17 protein-coding genes are annotated in these 19,946 nt (G+C 69.1%); 14 read left to right on the forward strand and 3 right to left on the reverse strand.

Translation table 11 applies throughout. From position 1 onward, the window contains the following. The first annotated feature begins 80 nt into the window (after nt 1–80). Genes ACF8NF_RS19385 through ACF8NF_RS19395 form a run of 3 tightly spaced genes read left to right on the forward strand, consistent with a single transcriptional unit; the run spans nt 81 to nt 3,674 of the window. Entirely contained in the window at nt 81–824 is a 744-nt protein-coding gene (locus ACF8NF_RS19385) for a 16S rRNA pseudouridine(516) synthase (protein ID WP_016449647.1), read from the forward strand. A 19-nt stretch (nt 825–843) separates the two neighbouring features. Beyond that, on the forward strand, nt 844–2,253 hold the full coding sequence (guaD, locus tag ACF8NF_RS19390; RefSeq protein ID WP_392451062.1) for a guanine deaminase: 1,410 nt from the start codon (nt 844–846) through the stop codon (nt 2,251–2,253). 47 nt (nt 2,254–2,300) lie between these two features. Beyond that, a complete protein-coding gene (locus tag ACF8NF_RS19395) occupies nt 2,301–3,674 on the forward strand; it encodes a uracil-xanthine permease family protein (RefSeq protein WP_392451063.1) in 1,374 nt (457 codons plus the stop codon). Nucleotides 3,675–3,774: 100 nt separating this feature from the next. Here ACF8NF_RS19395 and ACF8NF_RS19400 read toward each other — a convergent pair whose 3' ends face one another. Genes ACF8NF_RS19400 through ACF8NF_RS19410 form a run of 3 tightly spaced genes read right to left on the reverse strand, consistent with a single transcriptional unit; the run spans nt 3,775 to nt 6,464 of the window. Beyond that, on the reverse strand, nt 3,775–4,224 hold the full coding sequence (locus tag ACF8NF_RS19400; RefSeq protein ID WP_016449644.1) for an RNA-binding S4 domain-containing protein: 450 nt from the start codon (nt 4,222–4,224) through the stop codon (nt 3,775–3,777). Between the two features lie 4 nt (nt 4,225–4,228). Continuing rightward, a complete protein-coding gene (locus ACF8NF_RS19405) occupies nt 4,229–5,716 on the reverse strand; it encodes a sensor histidine kinase (protein ID WP_016449643.1) in 1,488 nt (495 codons plus the stop codon). A 25-nt stretch (nt 5,717–5,741) separates the two neighbouring features. Next, nucleotides 5,742–6,464 (reverse strand): response regulator transcription factor, encoded by a 723-nt coding sequence (locus tag ACF8NF_RS19410; protein ID WP_016449642.1) that lies wholly within the window; start codon nt 6,462–6,464, stop codon nt 5,742–5,744. Between the two features lie 100 nt (nt 6,465–6,564). Between ACF8NF_RS19410 and ACF8NF_RS19415 the strand changes: the two genes are divergently transcribed. The 11 genes from ACF8NF_RS19415 to ACF8NF_RS19465 all read left to right on the forward strand — a co-directional run bounded on the left by ACF8NF_RS19415 (nt 6,565) and on the right by ACF8NF_RS19465 (nt 19,881). Beyond that, a complete protein-coding gene (locus tag ACF8NF_RS19415) occupies nt 6,565–7,524 on the forward strand; it encodes a tripartite tricarboxylate transporter substrate binding protein (RefSeq protein WP_016449641.1) in 960 nt (319 codons plus the stop codon). 216 nt (nt 7,525–7,740) lie between these two features. After that, a complete protein-coding gene (locus tag ACF8NF_RS19420; protein WP_392451064.1) occupies nt 7,741–8,310 on the forward strand; it encodes a tripartite tricarboxylate transporter TctB family protein in 570 nt (189 codons plus the stop codon). Further along, nucleotides 8,310–9,824 carry a tripartite tricarboxylate transporter permease gene (locus ACF8NF_RS19425; RefSeq protein ID WP_212646074.1) on the forward strand — a complete coding sequence of 505 codons (1,515 nt, stop codon included), beginning with the start codon at nt 8,310–8,312 and terminating at the stop codon, nt 9,822–9,824. The genes ACF8NF_RS19420 and ACF8NF_RS19425 overlap by 1 nt, the downstream gene beginning before the upstream one ends. A gap of 200 nt (nt 9,825–10,024) precedes the next feature. Next, nucleotides 10,025–11,329, forward strand: coding sequence for an SGNH/GDSL hydrolase family protein (locus ACF8NF_RS19430; protein WP_392451065.1), 1,305 nt, complete (start codon nt 10,025–10,027; stop codon nt 11,327–11,329). Between the two features lie 103 nt (nt 11,330–11,432). Next, on the forward strand, nt 11,433–11,951 hold the full coding sequence (locus ACF8NF_RS19435; protein WP_016449637.1) for a sigma-70 family RNA polymerase sigma factor: 519 nt from the start codon (nt 11,433–11,435) through the stop codon (nt 11,949–11,951). Nucleotides 11,952–11,960: 9 nt separating this feature from the next. Next, nucleotides 11,961–12,998 carry a FecR domain-containing protein gene (locus ACF8NF_RS19440; protein ID WP_310039240.1) on the forward strand — a complete coding sequence of 346 codons (1,038 nt, stop codon included), beginning with the start codon at nt 11,961–11,963 and terminating at the stop codon, nt 12,996–12,998. A gap of 163 nt (nt 12,999–13,161) precedes the next feature. Beyond that, nucleotides 13,162–14,976 (forward strand): ABC transporter ATP-binding protein, encoded by a 1,815-nt coding sequence (locus ACF8NF_RS19445; protein ID WP_392451066.1) that lies wholly within the window; start codon nt 13,162–13,164, stop codon nt 14,974–14,976. Next, nucleotides 14,970–16,805, forward strand: coding sequence for an ABC transporter ATP-binding protein (locus ACF8NF_RS19450; protein WP_392451067.1), 1,836 nt, complete (start codon nt 14,970–14,972; stop codon nt 16,803–16,805). The genes ACF8NF_RS19445 and ACF8NF_RS19450 overlap by 7 nt, the downstream gene beginning before the upstream one ends. Next, nucleotides 16,802–17,806 carry an ABC transporter permease gene (locus tag ACF8NF_RS19455; protein ID WP_392451068.1) on the forward strand — a complete coding sequence of 335 codons (1,005 nt, stop codon included), beginning with the start codon at nt 16,802–16,804 and terminating at the stop codon, nt 17,804–17,806. Before ACF8NF_RS19450 ends, ACF8NF_RS19455 begins: the two co-directional genes overlap by 4 nt. After that, on the forward strand, nt 17,806–18,777 hold the full coding sequence (locus tag ACF8NF_RS19460; protein WP_392451069.1) for an iron chelate uptake ABC transporter family permease subunit: 972 nt from the start codon (nt 17,806–17,808) through the stop codon (nt 18,775–18,777). The genes ACF8NF_RS19455 and ACF8NF_RS19460 overlap by 1 nt, the downstream gene beginning before the upstream one ends. Nucleotides 18,778–18,840: 63 nt before the next feature. Then, the gene (locus tag ACF8NF_RS19465; RefSeq protein ID WP_154834836.1) at nt 18,841–19,881 is read left to right on the forward strand and encodes a siderophore ABC transporter substrate-binding protein; all 1,041 of its coding nucleotides are present in this window, start codon (nt 18,841–18,843) and stop codon (nt 19,879–19,881) included. Nucleotides 19,882–19,946 lie beyond the last annotated feature (65 nt).

Consider the following 19,946-nt stretch of genomic DNA (forward strand, 5'->3'; position numbering starts at 1 on the left):
GCTTGTTTGCGCAGAATACCTGTTCCGGCCCTGCGCGATGTGCGTGCGCCATGGTGGGTGCGCCGGCTTGAAAGACCAACATGCAACTGCAAGACATTCTGTATTCCCAAGGCTTCGGTATCCGCCGCGTGTGCTCGGGCCTGGTCCAGCAGGGCTGGGTGGAACTGTGGGACACCGAGGCCAACGACTGGGTGCGTTGCCTCGACTCCACGCAGGACATCGATCCTGAAGGCCTGCGCTATCGCGTACAGGGCGTGGAGTGGGCCTATCACGCGCTGGGCTATGTGCTGCTGCACAAGCCGGCGGGCACGGAGTGCTCGCAAAAGCCTTCAACCTATCCGAGCATTTACTCGCTTTTGCCCATGCCGCTGCGCCAGCGCCCGAACAAGGGTGCCGTGCAGGGCGTGCAGGCCGTGGGCCGGCTGGACCAGGACACGACGGGCCTGCTGCTGCTCAGCGATGATGGCCAGTTCATCCACCGCATGAGTTCGCCCAAGAAGCACGTGCCCAAGGTCTACCGTGTGACCACCAAGCATGCCGTGGATGCGCGGCAGGTGCAGCGCCTGCTGGAGGGCGTGGTGCTCGATGACGACCCCAAGCCCGTCAAGGCGGCTGCCTGCGAGCAGGTGAGCGAGCATGTGCTGGACCTCACGCTGACCGAGGGCAAGTACCACCAGGTCAAGCGCATGATCGCCGCCGTTGGCAACCGCGTTGAAGGCCTGCACCGCTGGAAGATTGGCGAGCTGGAGCTCACCGAGGACCTGCAGCCGGGCCAGTGGCGCTGGCTGTCGGCCGAGGACCTGGCCAAGCTCAAGGCCAAGTGAAGCTTTCTTGTCGTTTCCCATGATGAATTCCTCTGAGCCGCGCCCAGGCTGGGCCCTGCTGTGCACGGCCTTCGATGCCCCCACGCCGCACGCGCTGCGCATCCGGCGGGACGTGCTGATCGTGGTGGATGGCCGCGGCATGATCGATGCCGTGCTGGAGCGCGGTGATCCCCGCCGCGCCGCTCTGGAGGCCGCGCATGCGGCCGCGGGCACGCTGCAGCGCCTGCCCGAGGGCCAGTACCTTTTGCCCGGCATGGTGGACCTGCATGTGCATGCGCCGCAGTGGCCGCAAAGCGGCAAGGCCCTGGATGTGCCGCTGGAAACCTGGCTGCAGGAGTACACCTTTCCCCTGGAAGCGCGCTACGGCGATGCCGGCTTTGCCACATCGGTCTACGACAGCGCGGTGCGTACGCTGCTGGCCAATGGCACGACGACGGCCATGTACTTCGGCACCATCCACGCCGTGGGCAACCAGGTGCTGGCCGAACGCTGCCTGGCCCTGGGCCAGCGCGCCCTGGTCGGCAAGGTGGCCATGGACGAGCCGTCGCAATGCCCTTCGTTCTACAAGGACGCCAGTGCCGCCGAAGGCATTGCCGAGACAGCGCGCTTCATCGACTGGCTGCGCCAGCATCCGGACAACGCGCAGCAGCGCGTGCTGCCGGCGATCACGCCGCGTTTCATTCCTTCGTGTACCGACGAGTTGCTGCGCGGCCTGGGTGACCTGGCTGGACGCACCGGCGCCCATGTGCAAACCCATTGCTCCGAGAGCGACTGGGCCCACGCCCATGTGCTGGAGCGGCAGGGACGTACCGATGCGCATGCGTTGCATGAGTTCGGCCTGCTCACGCGCCGCACGGTGGTGGCCCATGCCAACTTCCTCACGGCCGATGACGTGGCGCTGATGGCGCGTACGGGCGCCTCGGTGGCGCATTGCCCGCTGTCCAACTTCTATTTCGCCAACAGCGTTTTCCCCGCGCGCAGCGGCCGCGAGCAGGGGCTGGGCATGGGACTGGCCACGGACATTTCGGGGGGCTACAGCCCCAGCATGTTCGACGCCTGCCGCCATGCCATGACAGCCTCGCTGGCCTTGCACGAAGGCGTGGATCCGGCGCAGACGGCCGCCCGGCGAGGCAGGGCGGGGCAGGGCGTGCAGGCCCGCATCGACCACGTCTTTGCACTGTGGCTGGCCACGGCGGCGGGTGGCGATGCGCTGGACCTTCCCATTGGCCGCATCGAGCCCGGCCATGCCATGGATGCCCTGGCCGTCGACTGCCTGGCGCCGGACTCCAATGTGCAGATCTGGCCCGAGCAGGACGGCCCGGCCGACATCCTGCAGAAGATCATCCACCATGCCACGCGTGCCAATGTGGCCTGCACCTGGGTGCAGGGCGCGTGCGTGCACCGGCGCCAGGCGGCCAGCCCCGCCTGAAGACCGGCTGCGTTTGCGCACTGGCTGTTTCCCGCGTTTTCCGCTCCATGACCGAACCGACCTCCTCCTACGAAGGGCGCCTGATCGCCCGCCCTGACGACCGCGCCACGCTCTCCCAGGCCCTGTTGCTGGGCCTGCAGCATGTGATGGCCATGGACGTGTATGTCGTGCCCTTCATCATTGCCTCGGCCCTGGCGCTGTCGCAGGCCGACGCGGCGTCCATGATCCAGTCCACCTTTCTTGCCGCAGGCGTGGGCACGCTGATCCAGACCGCCTGGTGCATGCGCATGCCCGTGGCACAAGGGCCTTCCTACATTCCCCTGGGTGCCATCCTGGCCGTGGCCTTTGGCGCGGGCGGCGGCTTCGGCGGCATGGGAGCGGTCTATGGCGCGCTGATTCCGGGCGCGCTCATCGTCATCGCGCTGGGTGCGCTGGGCTGGTTTCACCGCGTGATCCGCTGGCTGGTGCCTCCCATCGTCGGCGGCACCATCATCCTCGTGGTGGGGCTGTCGCTGCTGCCGATTGCGCTGAGCGCCAACGTGTTCGCGGTCCACGGCGGCATGACGGTCAACCAGTCCATCGCGCTGGCATCGGTATCGGCGGCGCTGCTGATTGCGGCCATGATGCTGGGCCTGCGCTTCGACAACCGGCTGGGCCGCTGGATGCGCCTGTCGTCGGTGATCATCGCGCTGGCTGGCGGCACGGCCGTCGCCTGGGGCATGGGGCTGTTTGCCTGGCAGCCCATTGCCGATGCGCCCTGGCTCACGCTGCCCAAGCTGGCGGGCATCGACTATCCGCTGCAGTTCTCGCTGCCCGCCGTGCTCACCTTCGTCGTGATCTACCTCGTGGTCATGGCGGAAACCACGGGCACGTGGTTCGCGGTCTCGGCCGTGATCAACCAGCCCATCACTAGCCGCCAGCTGGACCGTGGCGCCGTGGGCGAAGGCCTGAGCTGCAGCGTGGCCGCCCTGATAGGTGCCACGCCGGTCACTGGCTACTCCACCAACGCCGGCGTGATCTCCATCACCGGCGTGGCCAGCCGCATGGTTTTCATTGCAGCCGGCCTGGTGCTGGCCTGCCTGGGCTTCCTGGGCAAGTTCTCCGCACTGATCGCGGCCATTCCCTCGCCCGTGATCGGCGGCATGTTCGCCGTGGTCTGCGTGACCATTGCCATGGCGGGCATCCGCATCCTGCGCCATGTGCGCCTGGACGAGCGTGCCATGCTGGTGGTGGGCGTGCCCATCATCTGCTCCTTCTTTGCCACTCTGGCCCCCAAGGACTGGGTGCAGACCCTGCCGGACATGCTGCAGTACCTGCTGGGCTCGGCCGTGACCGTGGGCGCCATGGCCGCCATGGTGATGAACCTCATCCTGCCGCGCGCGCAGGATGACGACGCCCCGGCCAGGGACCAGGTGGTCTGAACGCCGCAGGGCCTGCTTCCCGCAAATCCATGCAAAAAGGCCATGCGCAGTTGTTGCGCATGGCCTTTTTTGCTGGAAGAGGCGGGCAGGGCCGTGCGATTCAGCGCCGGTCCAGATCGTCGATGGAGGCGCTCCAGCGGCTGTCCCAGCTGCCGCGCTCGCGCACCTGGTCGATCTGGCGGCGGTCGCGCTTGGTGGGGCGGCCTTCGTGCTGGCTGGCGATGCTGCTGGCGGGCTCCGGAGCCAGCCGGCGCTGCTCTGCCAGCCGTTCGCGCTCGGCCAGGCTTTCGGCGGTTTCCTCGTACAGGGCCTGGGCCACGGGGGCGGGGCCCCGCATGCCTGAGAGGCCGCGGATGACCACGGTGCGCGGGACCTGGCCCTGGCGCAGGGCCACGGTGTCGCCGCAGCGCACCTCGCGCGCGGGCTTGACCAGGGCTCCGTTGACGGTGACGCGGCCCTTGCCGATTTCCTCCGTCGCCAGGCTGCGCGTCTTGTAGAAGCGCGCGCACCACAGCCATTTGTCCAGACGCATGGATTCGATATCGGTCATGGCGTTATTGTGCGCGCGGCGCGGGGTGCCTGCCAGTGGTCGGCTGCAGCGGAATCGCCACGTGCGCATGCAATCCGCAGACCAGGCCTTGCCGGTAGATGTTGCGCAGCTCGATGGCGCCGCCCAGCGTCTGCACGATCTCGTGGCAGATGGCCAGCCCCAGGCCCGAGCCGCTGCGCGCATTGCCGGCCGAAAATGGCTGGAACAGCCTCTGCGCCAGCTCGCTGTCTATGCCCGGCCCGCTGTCGCGCAGGCTGAGCACGGCCTGGCTGCCGGCCTGGTGCACGCTGATGTGCAGGCTGCCGGCCGCAGGCATGTGGCGTATGGCGTTGTGCAGCAGGTTGCGCGTGAGCTCGCGCAGCATCCATTCGTGGGCAGGAACGGGGCAGGGCTCCGTGTCTATGGAAAAGTCGATGTCCTGCTCCGCAATCAGCGGCGACAGTTCGATGGCCACGTCGCGCACCACTTCGTCCAGCAGGCTGGGCGCGGGCGATGCGGGCTCGGCGCTGTCTTCCTGGCGCAGCTGCTCGACCTTGGCCAGCGCCAGCATCTGGTTGGCCAGGCGCGTGGCGCGGTCCACGGTGGCGCCGATTTCCTCAAAGGCCTGCTCGGCTGGCACATCGCCGCGCTGGGCCGACTGCAGCTGTGCCTTGAGCACGGCCAGCGGCGTGCGCAGCTGGTGCGACGCGTCGCGCACAAAGCGCTTCTGGTCCGACAGCAGCTGGCGCAGCCGCAGCATGAGCTGGTTGATGGCCTCCAGCAGCGGCTGCAACTCGCGCGGTGCTGAGGGTGCCGACAGCGGGCTCAGATCGCCGCGCGGGCGCGATCGCAGGTCGCTGCTGAGCCGGCGCACGGGCTGTGTGGCGCGCTGGACGACGAAGATCACGATCAGCGCCACGGCGGCCACCAGCAGGGCCTGCCGCGCCAGCGTGGTGCGCAGGATCTGCAGGGCCAGCGCTTCACGCAGCTCCAGCGTCTCGGCCACCTGGATCACGGCCATGCCGCGCCCCTTGGCGCTGGCCACGGGCTGCAGCAGCACGGCCATGCGCACGGGCCGGCCCCGGAACTGCGCGTCGTAGAAGTCGACCAGGGCCGCGTAGGGCGGGCGCTGGGGAATGACGCCGTGCCACATGGGCAGCTCGCCAAAGCCCGACACCATTTCCCCCTCCAGCGTGGAGACGCGGTAGAACATGCGGCTCTGGTTGTCGGCCTCGAAGATCTCCAGCGCCGAGTAGGGAACGATGGCATGCAGCTGGGCGGACTCGTCATAGCCCGTCACATCCAGCTGCTCGCTGATGCTCTTGGCCGAGGCCAGCAGCGTGCGGTCATAGGCGGTGTTCAGCGCAGCCAGCGTCTGGTGGTACAGGCTCCAGGTATTGAAGCCAATGAACAGAATGACGGGCACGAGAATGCCCGTCAGCAGCTGGCGGCGCAGCGACCAGGGCTGGCGCGTGCGCGCGGGGGCGGGAAGGGGAAGACCGGGGTCGCGCATGGGCTGCGGTGAGTGGTGGAGTGCCTCAGGCCGACTCGGCCTTGAGCAGATAGCCCAGGCCGCGCAGCGTGACCAGCTGCACGCCCGTGCCCGACAGCTTCTTGCGCAACCGGTAGGCGACGACTTCCACGGCTTCGTACTGCACGTCCGACTCGCCGGGAAACACCAGCGCGAACAGGCGCTCCTTGGCCACGGCATGGCCGGGGCGTGCCAGCAGGGCGTGCATCAGGGCCAGCTCGCGCGGCGTCAGCTCCATGATCTCGCCATCGCGGTGGATGGCGCCGCTGGCCTTGTCGTAGCGCAGCGCACCCATGGCGATGGTCTCGGGCGGCGGCTTGGGCGTGAAGCTGTCGCTGCTGCGGCGCAGCAGGGCGCGCAGCCGGGCCTCCAGCTCGTCGAGGTCGAAGGGCTTGGCCAGGTAGTCGTCGGCACCGGCGTTCAGGCCCAGCACGCGGTCGCCCACGGTGCCGCGCGCAGTCAGGATGAGCACGGGCGTGCGCAGGCCCTGGCCGCGCGCACGCTCCAGCACCTGCAGGCCGTCCAGGCCGGGCAGGCTCAGGTCCAGCACCACGGCGTCGGGCTCGCGCACCAGCCACTGCGCCAGGGCCGAGGGGCCGTCGGCCGCCGTCTCCACCTGGATGCCGCGCCGGATCAGCGTGCGCTGCAGCGTGGTGCGCATGGCGTTGTCATCTTCTACGAGCAGCAATTGCATGGGCCGGACGTTAGCACCGGGCGCGATGCAGGCCATCGTGGCGAGAGCGATCTAGGGATTCCCCTAGGGGTTTGGACAGCCATTTGACAGGTAGCGAACCGATCATCGACAGCCTTACAACACAAGGAGTCAAACCATGCGTCGTGATACTTTTCTGAAGTCGCTGGCCGCACTGGCCGCCGCAGGCAGCCTGCCGCTGTCTGCGCAGGCTGCGGCAGCCGTCAAGATGATGCTGCCGGCCAACCCCGGCGGCGGCTGGGACACCACGGGCCGTGCCCTGGGCAAGGCTTTGCAGGACGCTGGTCAGGCTGCTTCCGTCACCTATGACAACAAGGGCGGCGCCGCCGGCGCCATCGGCCTTGCGCAGTTCGTCAACGGCAGCAAGGGCGATCCCAACGCCATGATGGTCATGGGCGCCGTCATGCTGGGCGGCATCATCACGGGCAAGCCGCCCGTGAACCTCACGCAGGCCACGCCGCTGGCCCGCCTGACCAGCGAGTACAACGTCTTCGTGCTGCCCGCCAACTCGCCCTTCAAGAACATGGCCGAGGTGATCGCCCAGCTCAAGAAGGACCCGGGCTCCGTCAAGTGGGGCGGCGGCTCGCGCGGCTCTACCGAGCACATCGCGGCGGCCATGATTGCGCGTGAAGTCGGCGTCGATCCCTCCAAGATCAACTACGTGGCATTCCGTGGAGGCGGCGAGGCCATCTCCGCCATCCTGGGCGGCAACGTCACCGTGGGCGGCAGCGGCTACAGCGAGTTCGCCGAGTACATCGGCACCGGCAAGATGAAGCCCATCGGCGTGACCTCGGGCCAGCGCCTGAAGGGCGTGGACGTGCCCACGCTCAAAGAGCAGGGCATCAACGTGGAGATCGGCAACTGGCGCGGCGTGTACGGCGCGCCCGGCATCACCAAGGCACAGCGCGATGCGCTGGTCGCCATGATCGAGAAGGCCACCAAGAGCAAGGCCTGGGCCGAGGCGCTGCAGAAGAACGACTGGACGCCTGCATGGCTGGCCGGCGATGCCTTTGGCGAGTTCGTGGACCAGGAGTTCGCGAGCCTGCGCGCCACCATGGTCAAGTCCGGCATGGTGTGATCGAGCTGCTGCACCGGCCTCTTGCGGGGTCGGTGCAGCAACAGGCCCGCACTCCTGCGGGCCACGGCAGGCGCCAGTCGCAGCGCCTGCTTCAAGAAGCGGAAGATGCCCGCGCGCCGCGCCAGCGGCTCGCAGGCCCCGGCGGCTTAATTTTTTCCCCACGTCTGCAGCGGTGGCCGGCCCGGTCGCCGGTCCCGCTGCGGCCAGGAACTGACCATGTCCGAGTCCTCACAACCCAATCCACTTGCCACGGATGCCGCCCAGGCCGATGAGCCCAGCGGCTTTCCCTCGGTACGCGCGCAGACCATCGTCGGCTCCGGCGTGCTGCTTGTCGCCGCAGGCCTGGCCTTCGGCGCGCTGCAAATCCCTGGCGATGCCGGCTACGGCGGCGTCGGCCCCAATTTCCTGCCCTGGCTGTGTGCCTTTGTGCTCGCAGTCTGCGGTGCCTGGCTGGTCTGGGAGGCACGCACGGGCGGCTTTCGCGAAGCCTCTTGCGGGGGCGGCCACCCACGAGCCGACATCGGCGCCTTCGTCTGGGTGTCGACGGGCCTGCTGGTCAATGCCGTGCTGATCGGCACGGTAGGCTTCATCGTCAGCTGCACCGTCTGCTACGTGCTGGCCGTGCAGGGCCTGCGCCGTGCCGGCGGCCAGTCCCAGGCGGGCAAGCCCATCACCTGGGCCAAGGACGTGGTCACCGGGCTGCTGATCTCGGCGCCTGTGTTCTGGGCCTTCACGCAATTCCTGGCGATCAACCTGCCGGGCCTGACTGAGACGGGGTGGCTGTAATGGAAATCTTTGACGCACTGCTGGCGGGCTTTGCCACCGCCATCACACCGGCCAACCTGCTGTGGGCCCTGGTCGGCTGCGCCCTGGGCACGGCCGTGGGCGTGCTGCCCGGCATCGGACCGGCCGTGGCCGTGGCCATGCTGCTGCCCATCACCGCCAAGGTCGATGTCACCGCCTCGATGATCTTCTTCGCGGGCATCTACTACGGCGCCATGTACGGCGGCTCCACCACCTCCATCCTGCTGAACACGCCCGGGGAGACCGCGAGCATGGTCACGGCCATGGAGGGCAACAAGATGGCCAAGAGCGGCCGCGCGGGCGCCGCGCTGGCCACCTCCGCCATCGGCTCCTTCGTGGCCGGCACCGTGGCCACCGTGGTCGTCACGCTGTTCGCGCCTTCGGTGGCCGACTTTGCCGTCAAGCTGGGCCCGCCCGAGTACTTCATGCTGATGGTGCTGGCGTTCACCACCGTGAGCGCCGTGCTGGGCCAGAGCGCGCTGCGCGGCATGACGGCCCTGTTCCTGGGGCTGGCGCTGGGCTGCATCGGCATGGACCAGATCTCGGGCGCTGCGCGCTACACCATGGGCAAGATGGAACTGCTGGACGGCGTGGACATCGTGCTCGTGGCCGTGGGCCTGTTCGCCGTGGCCGAAGTGCTGTACGCCGCCATGTACGAAGGCAAGGTCGTCGATACGCAAAACAAGATGGGCCGCGTGCACATGACCGGCCGTGACTGGAAGCGTTCGTGGCCCGCGTGGCTGCGCGGCACCGTCATCGGCACGCCCTTCGGCTGCATTCCCGCCGGCGGCACCGAGATTCCGACCTTCCTGAGCTATGCCACCGAGAAGAAACTGGCCAAGGGCGAGGACCGTGCGGAGTTCGGCAACAAGGGCGCCATCGAAGGCGTGGCCGGCCCAGAGGCGGCCAACAACGCCACCGTGACCGCCGCGCTGATCCCGCTGCTGACCCTGGGCATTCCCACCAGCAACACCACGGCCGTGCTGCTGGGCGCCTTCCAGAACTACGGCATCAACCCCGGCCCGCAGCTGTTCAGCTCGTCCGCGGCCCTGGTCTGGGCGCTGATCGCCTCGCTGTACATCGGCAACCTGATGCTGCTGGTGCTCAACCTGCCCATGGTGGGCCTGTGGGTCAAGCTGCTCAAGATTCCGCGTCCCCAGCTGTACGCCGGCATCCTGATCTTCGCCACCGTGGGTGCCTACGGCATGCGCCAGAGCGCGTTCGACCTGTTCCTGCTGTACGGCATCGGCGTACTGGGCGTGATCATGCGCCGCTTCGACTTCCCCACCGCGCCCGTGGTGGTGGGCATGATCCTGGGCCCCCTGGCCGAGGCGCAGATGCGCAACGCCGTGTCCATCGGCGAAGGCAGCTGGTGGATCTTCCTGCAGCGGCCCATGTCGCTGACGCTGATCATCATCGTGGCCTGCGTGCTCATCGTGCCGCGCGTGCTCAAGCGCCTGCAGCCCAAGCCCTCGCCGCAGGCCACTGCCGGCTGACGCCAACCCGTTGCTAGCCGGCCCGTCGATGCTACGCATGGCGTCCACGGGCCCCTGACAGCCCCTGCCTTCCGAGGCAGGGGCTTTTTTCGTCAGCTGGTTGATGCCTTCCATTCACAGATGGTGTTCCAGCAGACCGTCTAGTCCCGCGCCGCCCTTGAATCCATGATCCTGCCATCCACAGACATCGGATTCCTTGCATGCGGCAACCCTTTCCATCGCTTTCCACGGCCTCGGGCGCGGCCCTTCTGGCGCTTGTGATTTCCACGCCAGCCATGGCGGATTCAACGGCGCCGGCGGGTTCGGCTGAAGTCTCCCACTGGGCTGCCACGTGGCAGGCCAGCCCCCAGCCGGTCTGGGGGGCGGATTTCCTCTTTCCCACCAACCTGCCCGCTGTGCTGCAGGACCAGACCGTGCGCCAGGTGGCACGCATCAGCCTGGGCGGGCCGCGCCTGCGCATCGTGCTGTCCAACGCCTACGGCGGCCAGCCTGTGACCGTGGGCAGGGCGACCGTGGCAAAGCTGTTGCCGGCAGGCGCCGTCGAGTCCGGCAGCCTGCAGGCCGTGACCTTTGGCGGCAGCGCGCAAGCCACCATTGCCGCAGGCGCATCCCTGGTCAGCGACCCTGTGGCCTTGCCGCTGGCCTCGCTGTCGCAGGTGGCCGTGAGCCTGTACCTGCCCGGTGCCACGCCTGTGCAGAGTTTTCACTGGGATGGGCGTCAGACCGGCTGGATCGTGGCGGGCGACCAGTCCGCGGCTGCGGCGCTGCGGACTTCGGACCCTGGCGCAATCAGCAGCACGGCCCGCCCGCTGTTGGCGGGCATAGAGGTCGAGGCAGAAGCTGCGGCGCCCGTGGTAGCGGTGATGGGCGACTCCATCACCGACGGTGCCACGGCCAGCCTGGACAGGGACAGCCGTTGGCCGGATTTCCTGGCCGCGCGCCTTGCGCCGCACGGCGCGGCGGTGGTCAATGCCGGCATCTCGGGGGCGCGCCTGCTGTCCGACGGCATGGGCGCGCATGCCTTGGCGCGGCTGGAGCGTGATGTGCTGGCCCAGCCCGGTGTGCGCAGCCTCATCGTGCTGCTGGGCATCAACGATATTTCCTGGCCCGGCACGGCCTTTGCGCGGCGGGCGCAGCGTCCCACGCTGCAGGACATGGCAGAGGGCTATCGCCAGCTGGTTGCCAGGGCGCGCAGCCACGGCCTGCGCGTGATCGGCGCCACCTTGCCGCCTTTCGAGGGCGCCTTGCCAGGCACGCCGCTGGACGACTACTACCAGGACGGCAAGGACGACCTGCGGCGGCAGGTGAATGCATGGATACGGTTGGGCGGCGCCTTCGATGCCGTCATCGACTTCGACGCCGTGTTGCGCGACAGCGCCCACCCGGCACGCATGGCGGCGCGCTTCGACTCGGGCGACCACCTGCATCCTGGCGACGAAGGCAACCGTGCCATGGCCAATGCGGTAGACCTGAACGCCATACTGCCCGGCCTGCCGCAGCGCTAGTGCGTCGCGGCGGCGGGGGCTGGCTTCCATATAAAATGCAAATGGTTCTCATTTGTCATACGTCCCCGGCGTGCCTGCGCCCTGGGGCACAGGGAGGGGTACTGTGGCCGCCGCCGAGTTTGCGCTTCAGCAACAAGTCGAAATTCTCTACACCGATCACCACGGCTGGCTGCGCGGCCTGCTGCGCCGCAAGCTGGGCAATGCCTTTGATGCGGCCGATCTGGCGCACGACGTCTACCTGCAGTTGCTGCGCACGGGCCGCGTTCCCCCGGCCGATGAGCGCCGCCGCCATCTCACCCAGATCGCCAATGGCCTGGTGATCGACCTGTACCGGCGCCGCCGCGTGGAGGCGGCCTACCTTGAAGCCCTGGCCCTGCTGCCCGAGCAGATGGCTCCCTCCGAGGAAGCCCGCGCCCTGGCGCTGGAGGCGCTGGTGGAGATCGATGCCGCGCTGAACGGCCTGCCGCCCAAGGCGCGCAAGGCCCTGCTGCTGTGCAAGCTCGACGGCATGGCCTACCGAGATATCGCGGCCGAGCTGGGCGTGTCCGTGTCCTCGGTGGAGAAATACATCGCTGCCGGCCTGCTGGCCTGCTACCAGGCGCTGCACGGCGCCGTGTGCTGAGTGGCCGGCATGTCTTCATCTCCGGCATCGGCCGCGTCAGCCGCATCCACTGACGCCTGCGCAACTGCGTCCGCCAGCGAGCCGCTGGAGCCGGCCATCGTCCAGCGCGCCGCCGAATGGATGGCACGCCTGTGGGCTGACGACGCCAACGACGAAGACCGCGCCGCCTGCGCCCGCTGGCGTGCCGAGCATCCGCGGCACGAGCTGGCCTGGAGCCGGCTGCAGGCCTTTGACGACAAGCTGCGCAGCGTGCCCGGCGGCATTGCACGGCATACGCTGGCGGACACCTCCGCTGCGTCGCCGGCGCCCCGGGGCCGCCGCCGTGCCATGCAGTTGCTGGGCCTCATGGCCACGGCCGGAGGCATTGCCCATGTGGTGCGCGGCACCGATGCATGGCAGGTCGCCGCCGCCAGCCATGGTACGGCGCGCGGTGAAGTCCGAGAGATCACCCTGCCGGATGGCACGCAGGTGGTGCTGGCCTCGGCCTCGGCCATCGACCTGCGCTTTGACGAGGCCGAGCGCCTGATCCTGCTGCGCGCCGGCGAAATCCTCGTCACCACCGCGCCCGATCCGCAAAGCACACCCCGCCCGCTGCGCGTGCGCTCGCGCCACGGCACGGTGCAGGCCCTGGGCACGCGCTTCACGCTGCGCCAGGAAGAAGAGCATTCACGCGTGGCCGTGTTCGAGGGCGCGGTGGAGGTGCGTCCTGCCAGGGCGCCGGGCCAGGTGGTGCGCGTGGATGCGGGGCAGGGCGCCGTCTTCACTGGCGAGCAGGCCCGGGCTCCGGTGCCTGCGCAGGAAAGTGCCGCCGCCTGGGCGCGCGGCGTGCTGGTGGCCGACAACATGCCGCTGGGCGAGCTGGTGGCCGAACTGGCGCGCTACCGCACGGGCCTGCTGCGCTGCGACCCGCAGGTGGCCGGCCTGCGCGTCACGGGCGTGTTCTCGTTGCGCGACACCGACCGCGCCCTGCACAACCTGGCCCTGGGCCTGCCCGTGCAGGTGGTCTCGCGCACGCGCTACTGGGTCACGGTGCAGGCGGCGGGCTGAGGCTTCTTTCATCGCGGCGCCTTCCCCGTCTCTCGGAACTCGTTACCGGCTGATTCAACTTTCTGCCCCTGGGGATTGAGGGTTTGGCGTTCTCGTTCGGAAGACAGGCAAGAGCCCATGTTTTCTGTTCTTTTCTGTTCCGCCATGCCTTCCAGGAGAACCCATGCACTCACCCGAGGCCGATGACGCCCAGGCCGGCCCCGGCCCCATTGCGCAGACGCTGCAGCCCATCCGCGCGCAGCTTGTTCTTGCCGCGCTGCTGTCGTTTGCGGGCGCCGTGCTGGCGCTGGCGCCGCTGGCCGGCATCGCCCATATCGCGCGGCTGGCGCTGGCCGATGGCGGCATGGTGGCGGCAGATGCCTGGCGCGTCATCGCGCTGTGCCTTGTCTGCCTGTTCGCGGGCATGGCCCTGGTGTCGGCGGGCGAGCTGGTCGCCCATCTGGCCGACAACCGCCTCACCCACGGGCTGCGCCTGTCGGCCATGCAGCGGCTGGCGCGTGTGCCGCTGGGCTGGTTCACCGAGCGGGCCTCGGGCCAGGTCAAGCAGGCCATGCAGGACGACGTGGCCACCCTGCACGAGCTGACCGCGCACTTCTACACCACGGTGGGGCGCGGCGCGGGCACGGTGGCCGCTTCTGCGGTCTACCTGGTGGCCATGGACTGGCGCATGGCCCTGGTCTCGGCGCTGCCGTTCGGCATCTTCTTTCTGGTGATGCGCCATGCCATGCAGGCCAGCGGCGCCCACATGCCGGCCTTTGGCGCGGGACTGGCGCGCATCAACAACGCGGTGGTGGAGTTCGTGCACGGCATTCCCGTGGTCAAGGCCTTTGGCGCCAGCGGCCGAGCACATGGCAGCTACCGCGAGGCCGTCGATGGCTTTACCGACGCCTTCCTCGGCTTTGCGCGTCCGCTGGTGTCGGCGCGCGCCAATGCCAATGCGCTGATCGCGCCCGTGGCCGTGCTGGGGGTGGTGCTGGCCTTTGGCACGCTGTTCACGGCCCTGGGCTGGATGGCGCCCGTGGACGTGCTGCCCTTTGCCCTGGTGGCGCCGGGCATCAGCGCGCCGCTGCAGCTGCTCAGCTTCAACCTGCATGCGCTCAATCACGCCACGGGCGCTGCCCAGCGCGTGCAGGCGCTGCTGCGCACGCCCGTGCTGGAGCAACCGGCCGCCCATCAATGCAGGCTGCCCCAAGGCTGCGAAGTCCGCTTCGAAGGCGTGGGCCATGCCTACGAGGCGGGGCATGACGTGCTCAAGGGCATGGATTTCACGCTCAGGCCCGGCACGGTGACCGCCGTGGTCGGTGCCTCGGGCGCGGGCAAGTCCACGCTCGCCCGGCTGCTGCTGCGCTTCTTCGACCCGAACGAAGGGCGCATCACGCTGGGCGGGGTGGACCTGCGGCAGATCGAGACCGCACAGCTGTATCGCCACCTGGCCTTTGTGCTGCAGGACGTGCGCCTGGTGCACGCCAGCGTGCGCGAGAACATCGCACTGGGCCGGCCCTCGGCCAGCGCGCAGGAGGTGGAAGAAGCGGCGCGCGCCGCCCACATCCATGAACGCATCCTGGCGCTGCCGCGCGGCTATGACTCGGTGATCGGCGAAGACGCCCAGCTGTCCGGGGGCGAACAGCAGCGCCTGAGCATTGCGCGCGCCGTGCTGCTGGATGCGCCCGTGCTGGTGCTGGACGAGCCCACGGCCGCCGCCGATGCCGAGAGCGAGGCCGCCATTCAGGAAGCCCTGTCGCGCCTGGCCGCCGGACGCACCCTGCTGGTCATCGCTCACCGGCTGGATACCGTCATGCATGCGGACCAGATCCTGGTGGTGGAAGGCGGAGCCATCCGCGAGCGTGGCCGCCATGCCGAGCTGCTGGCGCTGGGCGGACGCTACGCACGGTTGTGGGCGCTGGGCGGGTACGAATCACAGCCCTCCCAATCCCTGCCTTCCACCCCCGCCCTGGCCCCGGAGCTGCCCCCATGCTGAAGACCCTGATGCAACTGCTGGGCGACGACGCCCGGCTTTTCCGCCGCTATGCCTGCATGGCCGTGCTGCATGGCCTGCTCAGCGGCCTGGTTGTCACCGCTCTTGTGCCCGTGCTGTCGAGCCTGCTGGCAGGCGATACGCGCGGCGCCGCAGCCTGGCTGGCCGTGCTGCTGGCGGGCGTGGTGCTGTGCTGGGCCTGGCAGCGCCAGGTGGAAAAGGCCGGCCTGGGCCTGGGCGCCGCCGTTCTGCGCGTGGCGCGCCATCGGCTTGGGGACCATGTGGCCCGCCTGCCCGTGGGATGGTTCACGCCCGAGAACACGGCCCGGCTCAACCACGTTGTCTCGCAGGGAATGATGGAGGTGGCCCAGCTGCCGGCCCATGTGTTCACGCCCGTGTTCAGCGGCGCCGTGGCGCCCGTTGCCGTGGTGGCCGCGCTGTGTGCCATGGACTGGCGCATGGGCCTGATTGCGCTGCTGGCGCTGCCGCTGCTGGCCGGCGTGCTGCTGGTCACCGCGTACCTGGGCCGCCGTGCCGACGAGCGCCTGCAGCGCAGCATGGCCGGCGCCAGCCAGCGCATGGTGGAGTTTGCGCAGGCGCAGTCCGTGCTGCGCGCCTTCAATGGCGAAGGCGGCGGCACGCGCTGGCTGGAGCAGGCACTGGGCCGGCAGCGCGCATCCGGCGCGCAGTCCATTCGCCTGGCGGCGCTGTCGGGCGTGCTCAACGGCTGGGCCGTGCAGGCCGTGTTTGCGGCCCTGCTGGTGGCCGGCGCGCTGTGGCTGGACGAGCGCCTGGGCGGCGTTGCAGCACAGGGCATGGGCATGGGAATGGAAGCCGCCATCCCCGTGATCGTGGCCCTGCTGCTGGCCTGCCGCCATGTCGATCCGCTGCTGGAGGTGGCCGGCTACGCCGACTCGCTGCGCGCCGCGCGCGTGCAGCTCGATGCCGTGCGCGACATCCTCGCGGTCCAGCCGCTGCCCGAGCCTGCCGTGCCCCAGGCGCCGCGCGATGCCTCGGTGGAGCTGCGCGATGTGGTGTTCCGCTACGCGCCGGGCCAGCCCGAGGTGCTGCGCGGCCTGAGCCTGCGCGTGGAGCCGGGCTCGATGACGGCGCTGGTGGGGGCCTCGGGCTCTGGCAAGTCGTCCGTGCTGCGGCTGATCGCACGCTTTTTCGATGTGCAGCAGGGCAGCGTTCTGGTGGGCGGCATCGACGTGCGCCAGATCGCGGGCGAGCGGCTGTCCGGGCAGATCAGCCAGATCTTCCAGGACAGCTACCTTTTCCAGGGCTCCATTGCCGACAACATCCGCATGGGCCGCCCGCAGGCCAGCGATGCCGAGGTGATGGAAGCCGCCCGCCAGGCTGGGGTGGCCGAAATCATCGAGCGCCTGCCGCAGGGCCTGGACACGCCGGTGGGCGAGGGCGGGGCGCGCCTGTCGGGCGGCGAGCGCCAGCGCATCGCCATCGCGCGTGCGCTCATCAAGGATGCGCCCATTTTGCTGATCGACGAGGCCACGGCCGCGCTGGATGCCGAAAACCAGGCCGCCATCGCCCAGGCGCTGGCGCGGCTGCGCGGCCGGCGCACGCTGATCGTGATTGCCCACCAGCTGTCCACCGTCGCCATGGCCGACCAGATCATCGTGCTGGACCAGGGCCGCGTCAGCGAGCAGGGCACGCCGCAGCAGCTGGCACAGGCGCAAGGCCTGTATGCGCGCTTTCTGGCGCGGCGGCACGCCGCCAAGGGCTGGCGCATTGCGGGCACGGACACGGTAGCGGGCACGGGCACGGGCACGGGCACGGGCACGGGCACGGGCACGGGTGAGGACCTCCGTTGAGCGAGCCTGCGAAGCCAACGACAGGGACGCAGGTCCCGCGCCTGGCGCCGTGGCTGCTGCCGTTTGCCGCGCTGTGCTGCGCCTCCGTGCTCACCGGCACGCGGCAGGTGGAATGGGGGCAACTGCTGTCGCTGTCGGGCGATGCCTGGCTCACCCTCACGGCCAGCCGCCTGCCGCGCCTGGCAGCGCTGGTGCTCACGGGGGTGGGGCTGTCGGTGTGCGGCGTCGTGCTGCAGCAGATCGTGCAGAACCGATTTGTGGAGCCTGCCACCTGCGGCGGGCTGGACGCGGCCAAGCTGGGCATTCTGGTGTCGCTGACGGTGGCGCCCGCCTCGGCCTTCACCTCGGGCGCGTGGGGCGTGGCCTGGCGCATGGTGTTCGCGCTGGTGTTCTGCCTGGGCGCCAGCCTGCTGTACGTGGCCATCATCCGCCGCATGCGCCTGCGCAACCTGGTGCTGGTGCCCGTGGTCGGCCTGATGTACGGCAGCGTGCTCAGCGCCATTGCCGAGTTCCATGCCTTTCGCCACAACCTGCTGCAAAGCATGCAGGGCTGGCTGCTGGGCGACTTCTCGCGCATTGTGCAGGGCCACTACGAGATCATCTACCTCATCGTGCCCATCGTGGTGCTGACCTATGCGTTTGCGCACCGCTTCACCGTGCTGGGCATGGGCGAGGGCATGGCCACCAGCCTGGGGCTGAGCTATCCGGCGCTGGCCACGCTGGGTCTGGTGCTGGTGGCGGTCACCGTCTCGGCCACGGTCATCACCGTGGGCGCCATTCCCTTCGTGGGCCTGGTCATTCCCAACCTGGTGGCCATGCGATGCGGCGAGAACCTGGGCCGCACCCTGCCCATCGTCGCGCTCAGCGGCGCCTCGCTGCTGCTGGCCTGCGACATCGTGGGCCGGCTGATCATGCACCCCTTCGAGGTGCCGATCGGCCTGACGGCGGGTAGCGTGGGCGGCTTGCTTTTCCTCGTGCTCATCCTGCGCAGAAGGCCGTGATGCGCAAGGCCTTGCCTCACACCACCGCATGGATTGCGGCTGCCGTGGTTGCCGTGGTTGCCGTCGCGCTGGCGGCCTGCTTCGTGCTGCTGGGCTCGGGGCTGGACTTCGGCTACGTCATTGCACGGCGGCTGACGCGGCTGTCGGCCATCGTCATCGGCGGCATCTGCATTGCGCTGTCGTCCATCGTCTTCCAGACGCTTGCGGGCAACCGCATCCTCACCCCCGCCATCATGGGTTATGAGGCGGTCTACCTGCTGCTGCAGGCGCTGCTGGTGCTGGCCATGGGCGTGCAAAGCCTGGTGGTGCTGGGCCCCAGCGGCAACTTCTGGCTGTCGGTGGCCTGCATGCTGGGCTACTCCTGGGCCCTGCACCGCTGGCTGCTGGGCGGGGGGCGCGACAACGTGTACTTCCTGCTGCTGCTGGGCCTGGTGCTGGGCATGGTGATAGGCACCTTCACGCAGTTCGTGCAGCTGCGCATCAGCCCGGGCGAATTCTCGGTGCTGCAGGGCTACAGCTACACCTCGTTCAACCGCGCCCGGCCCGCGCAGCTGCTGTGGTCGGCGCTGATCGTGGCCGTGGCCTGCGTGATCGTGCGGCGCAGCCTGCCCGTGCTGGACGTGCTGGCCCTGGGGCGCGAGCAGGCCATCTCGCTGGGCGTGCACTACCAGCGCCAGCTGCGCCTGCAGCTGGCGCTGATTGCCGCGCTGGTGGCGGTGTCCACCAGCCTGCTGGGGCCCACGGCCTTCATGGGCATCTTCGTGGCCCACATCAGCTATGCGCTGGCGGGCACGGCGCGCCACCGGGTCACGCTGCCGCTGGGCTGCGCCGTGGCCGTGGCCATCTTCCTCGCGGCGCAGCTGGCGGTGGAGCATGTCTTCAACTACCGCACCTCGGTGGGCATCCTGGTCAACCTGGTATGCGGCAGCTACTTCCTCGCGCTCATGGTGCGCGGGCGCGGGCGGGCCTGAGCCGGCCCCGGCCTCCCAAAAACACCCAACGCAATGCATCCCATTTTTCAGGAGAGAAAGCCCGTGACCCGTCTGTTCCGCGTTCCCCATCACGCTCCCATGTTGGCCCTGGCTGCTGCCCTGGCCCTGTCGGCCTGCGACCGGCCCGCCAACCCGTCGGCACAGGCCGCAGCGCCGCAGGCGGCGGGCGCCGGCGAGTTCAAGCCCGTCACCGTGCAGCACCAGCTGGGCACGACGGTGGTGGAGCGCCCGCCGCAGCGCGTGGCCGCGCTGGACATGAACGAGGCCGACTTCCTCGACCAGCTCGGCGTGCCCATTGCCGGCATGCCCAAGGACTTCGTGCCCCACTTCCTGGCCCGGTACAAGGACGATGCCAACGTGCAGGACCTGGGCTCCATCGTCCAACCCAACCTGGAGCGCGTGCATGCGCTCAAGCCCGACCTGGTGCTGATCTCGCCCATCCAGGCCAGCGCCTACCAGGAGCTTTCGGGCTTTGCGCCCACGGTGCATTTCGACGTGGACTTCAGGAACAGCGGCACCCGGCACCTGGACACCGTGCGCGATCACCTGCTGACCTTGGGCCGCATCTTCGGCAAGCAGGACCTGGCGCGCGCCAAGGCCGCCGAGATGGACGACAAGGTGGCCCAGGCCCGGCGCGCCACCGAAGGGCGCAAGGAGACGGCCCTCATCGTCATGCACAACAACGGCGCCTTCACCTCGTTCGGGCCGCAGTCGCGCTACGGCTTTGTCTTCAACGCGCTGGGCGTCAGGCCCGCCAGCACGGCGGCCGAGGCCGACCTGCACGGCCAGCCCATCTCCAGCGAATTCATCCAGCAGGCCAACCCGGACATCCTCTACGTGATCGACCGCACGGCCATCATGCAGCGCCGCCCGGGCATGGATGCTGCCGGCATGGACAACCCGCTGCTGCGCCAGACCAGCGCCTGGAAGAACAACCGCGTGGTCTTCGTCGATTCCGAGGCCTGGTACGTCACGGCGGCCAGCGTGACCTCGGTGAAGCTCATGGTCGATGACGTGCTCAAGGGCTACGGCGATGCGCCGGCAGCGGGCGCGGGCCCGGTGGCCGCTGCGGTTGCAAATTGATCGCATTCTCGATTGAGGGTTTGGCGTTCTCGTTCGGAAGACAAGGTGAAAGACCCAACGCCTAC

The organism is Delftia sp. WSY_22 (assembly GCF_043104185.1).
GTDB classification, from domain to species: domain Bacteria; phylum Pseudomonadota; class Gammaproteobacteria; order Burkholderiales; family Burkholderiaceae_C; genus Comamonas; species Comamonas tsuruhatensis.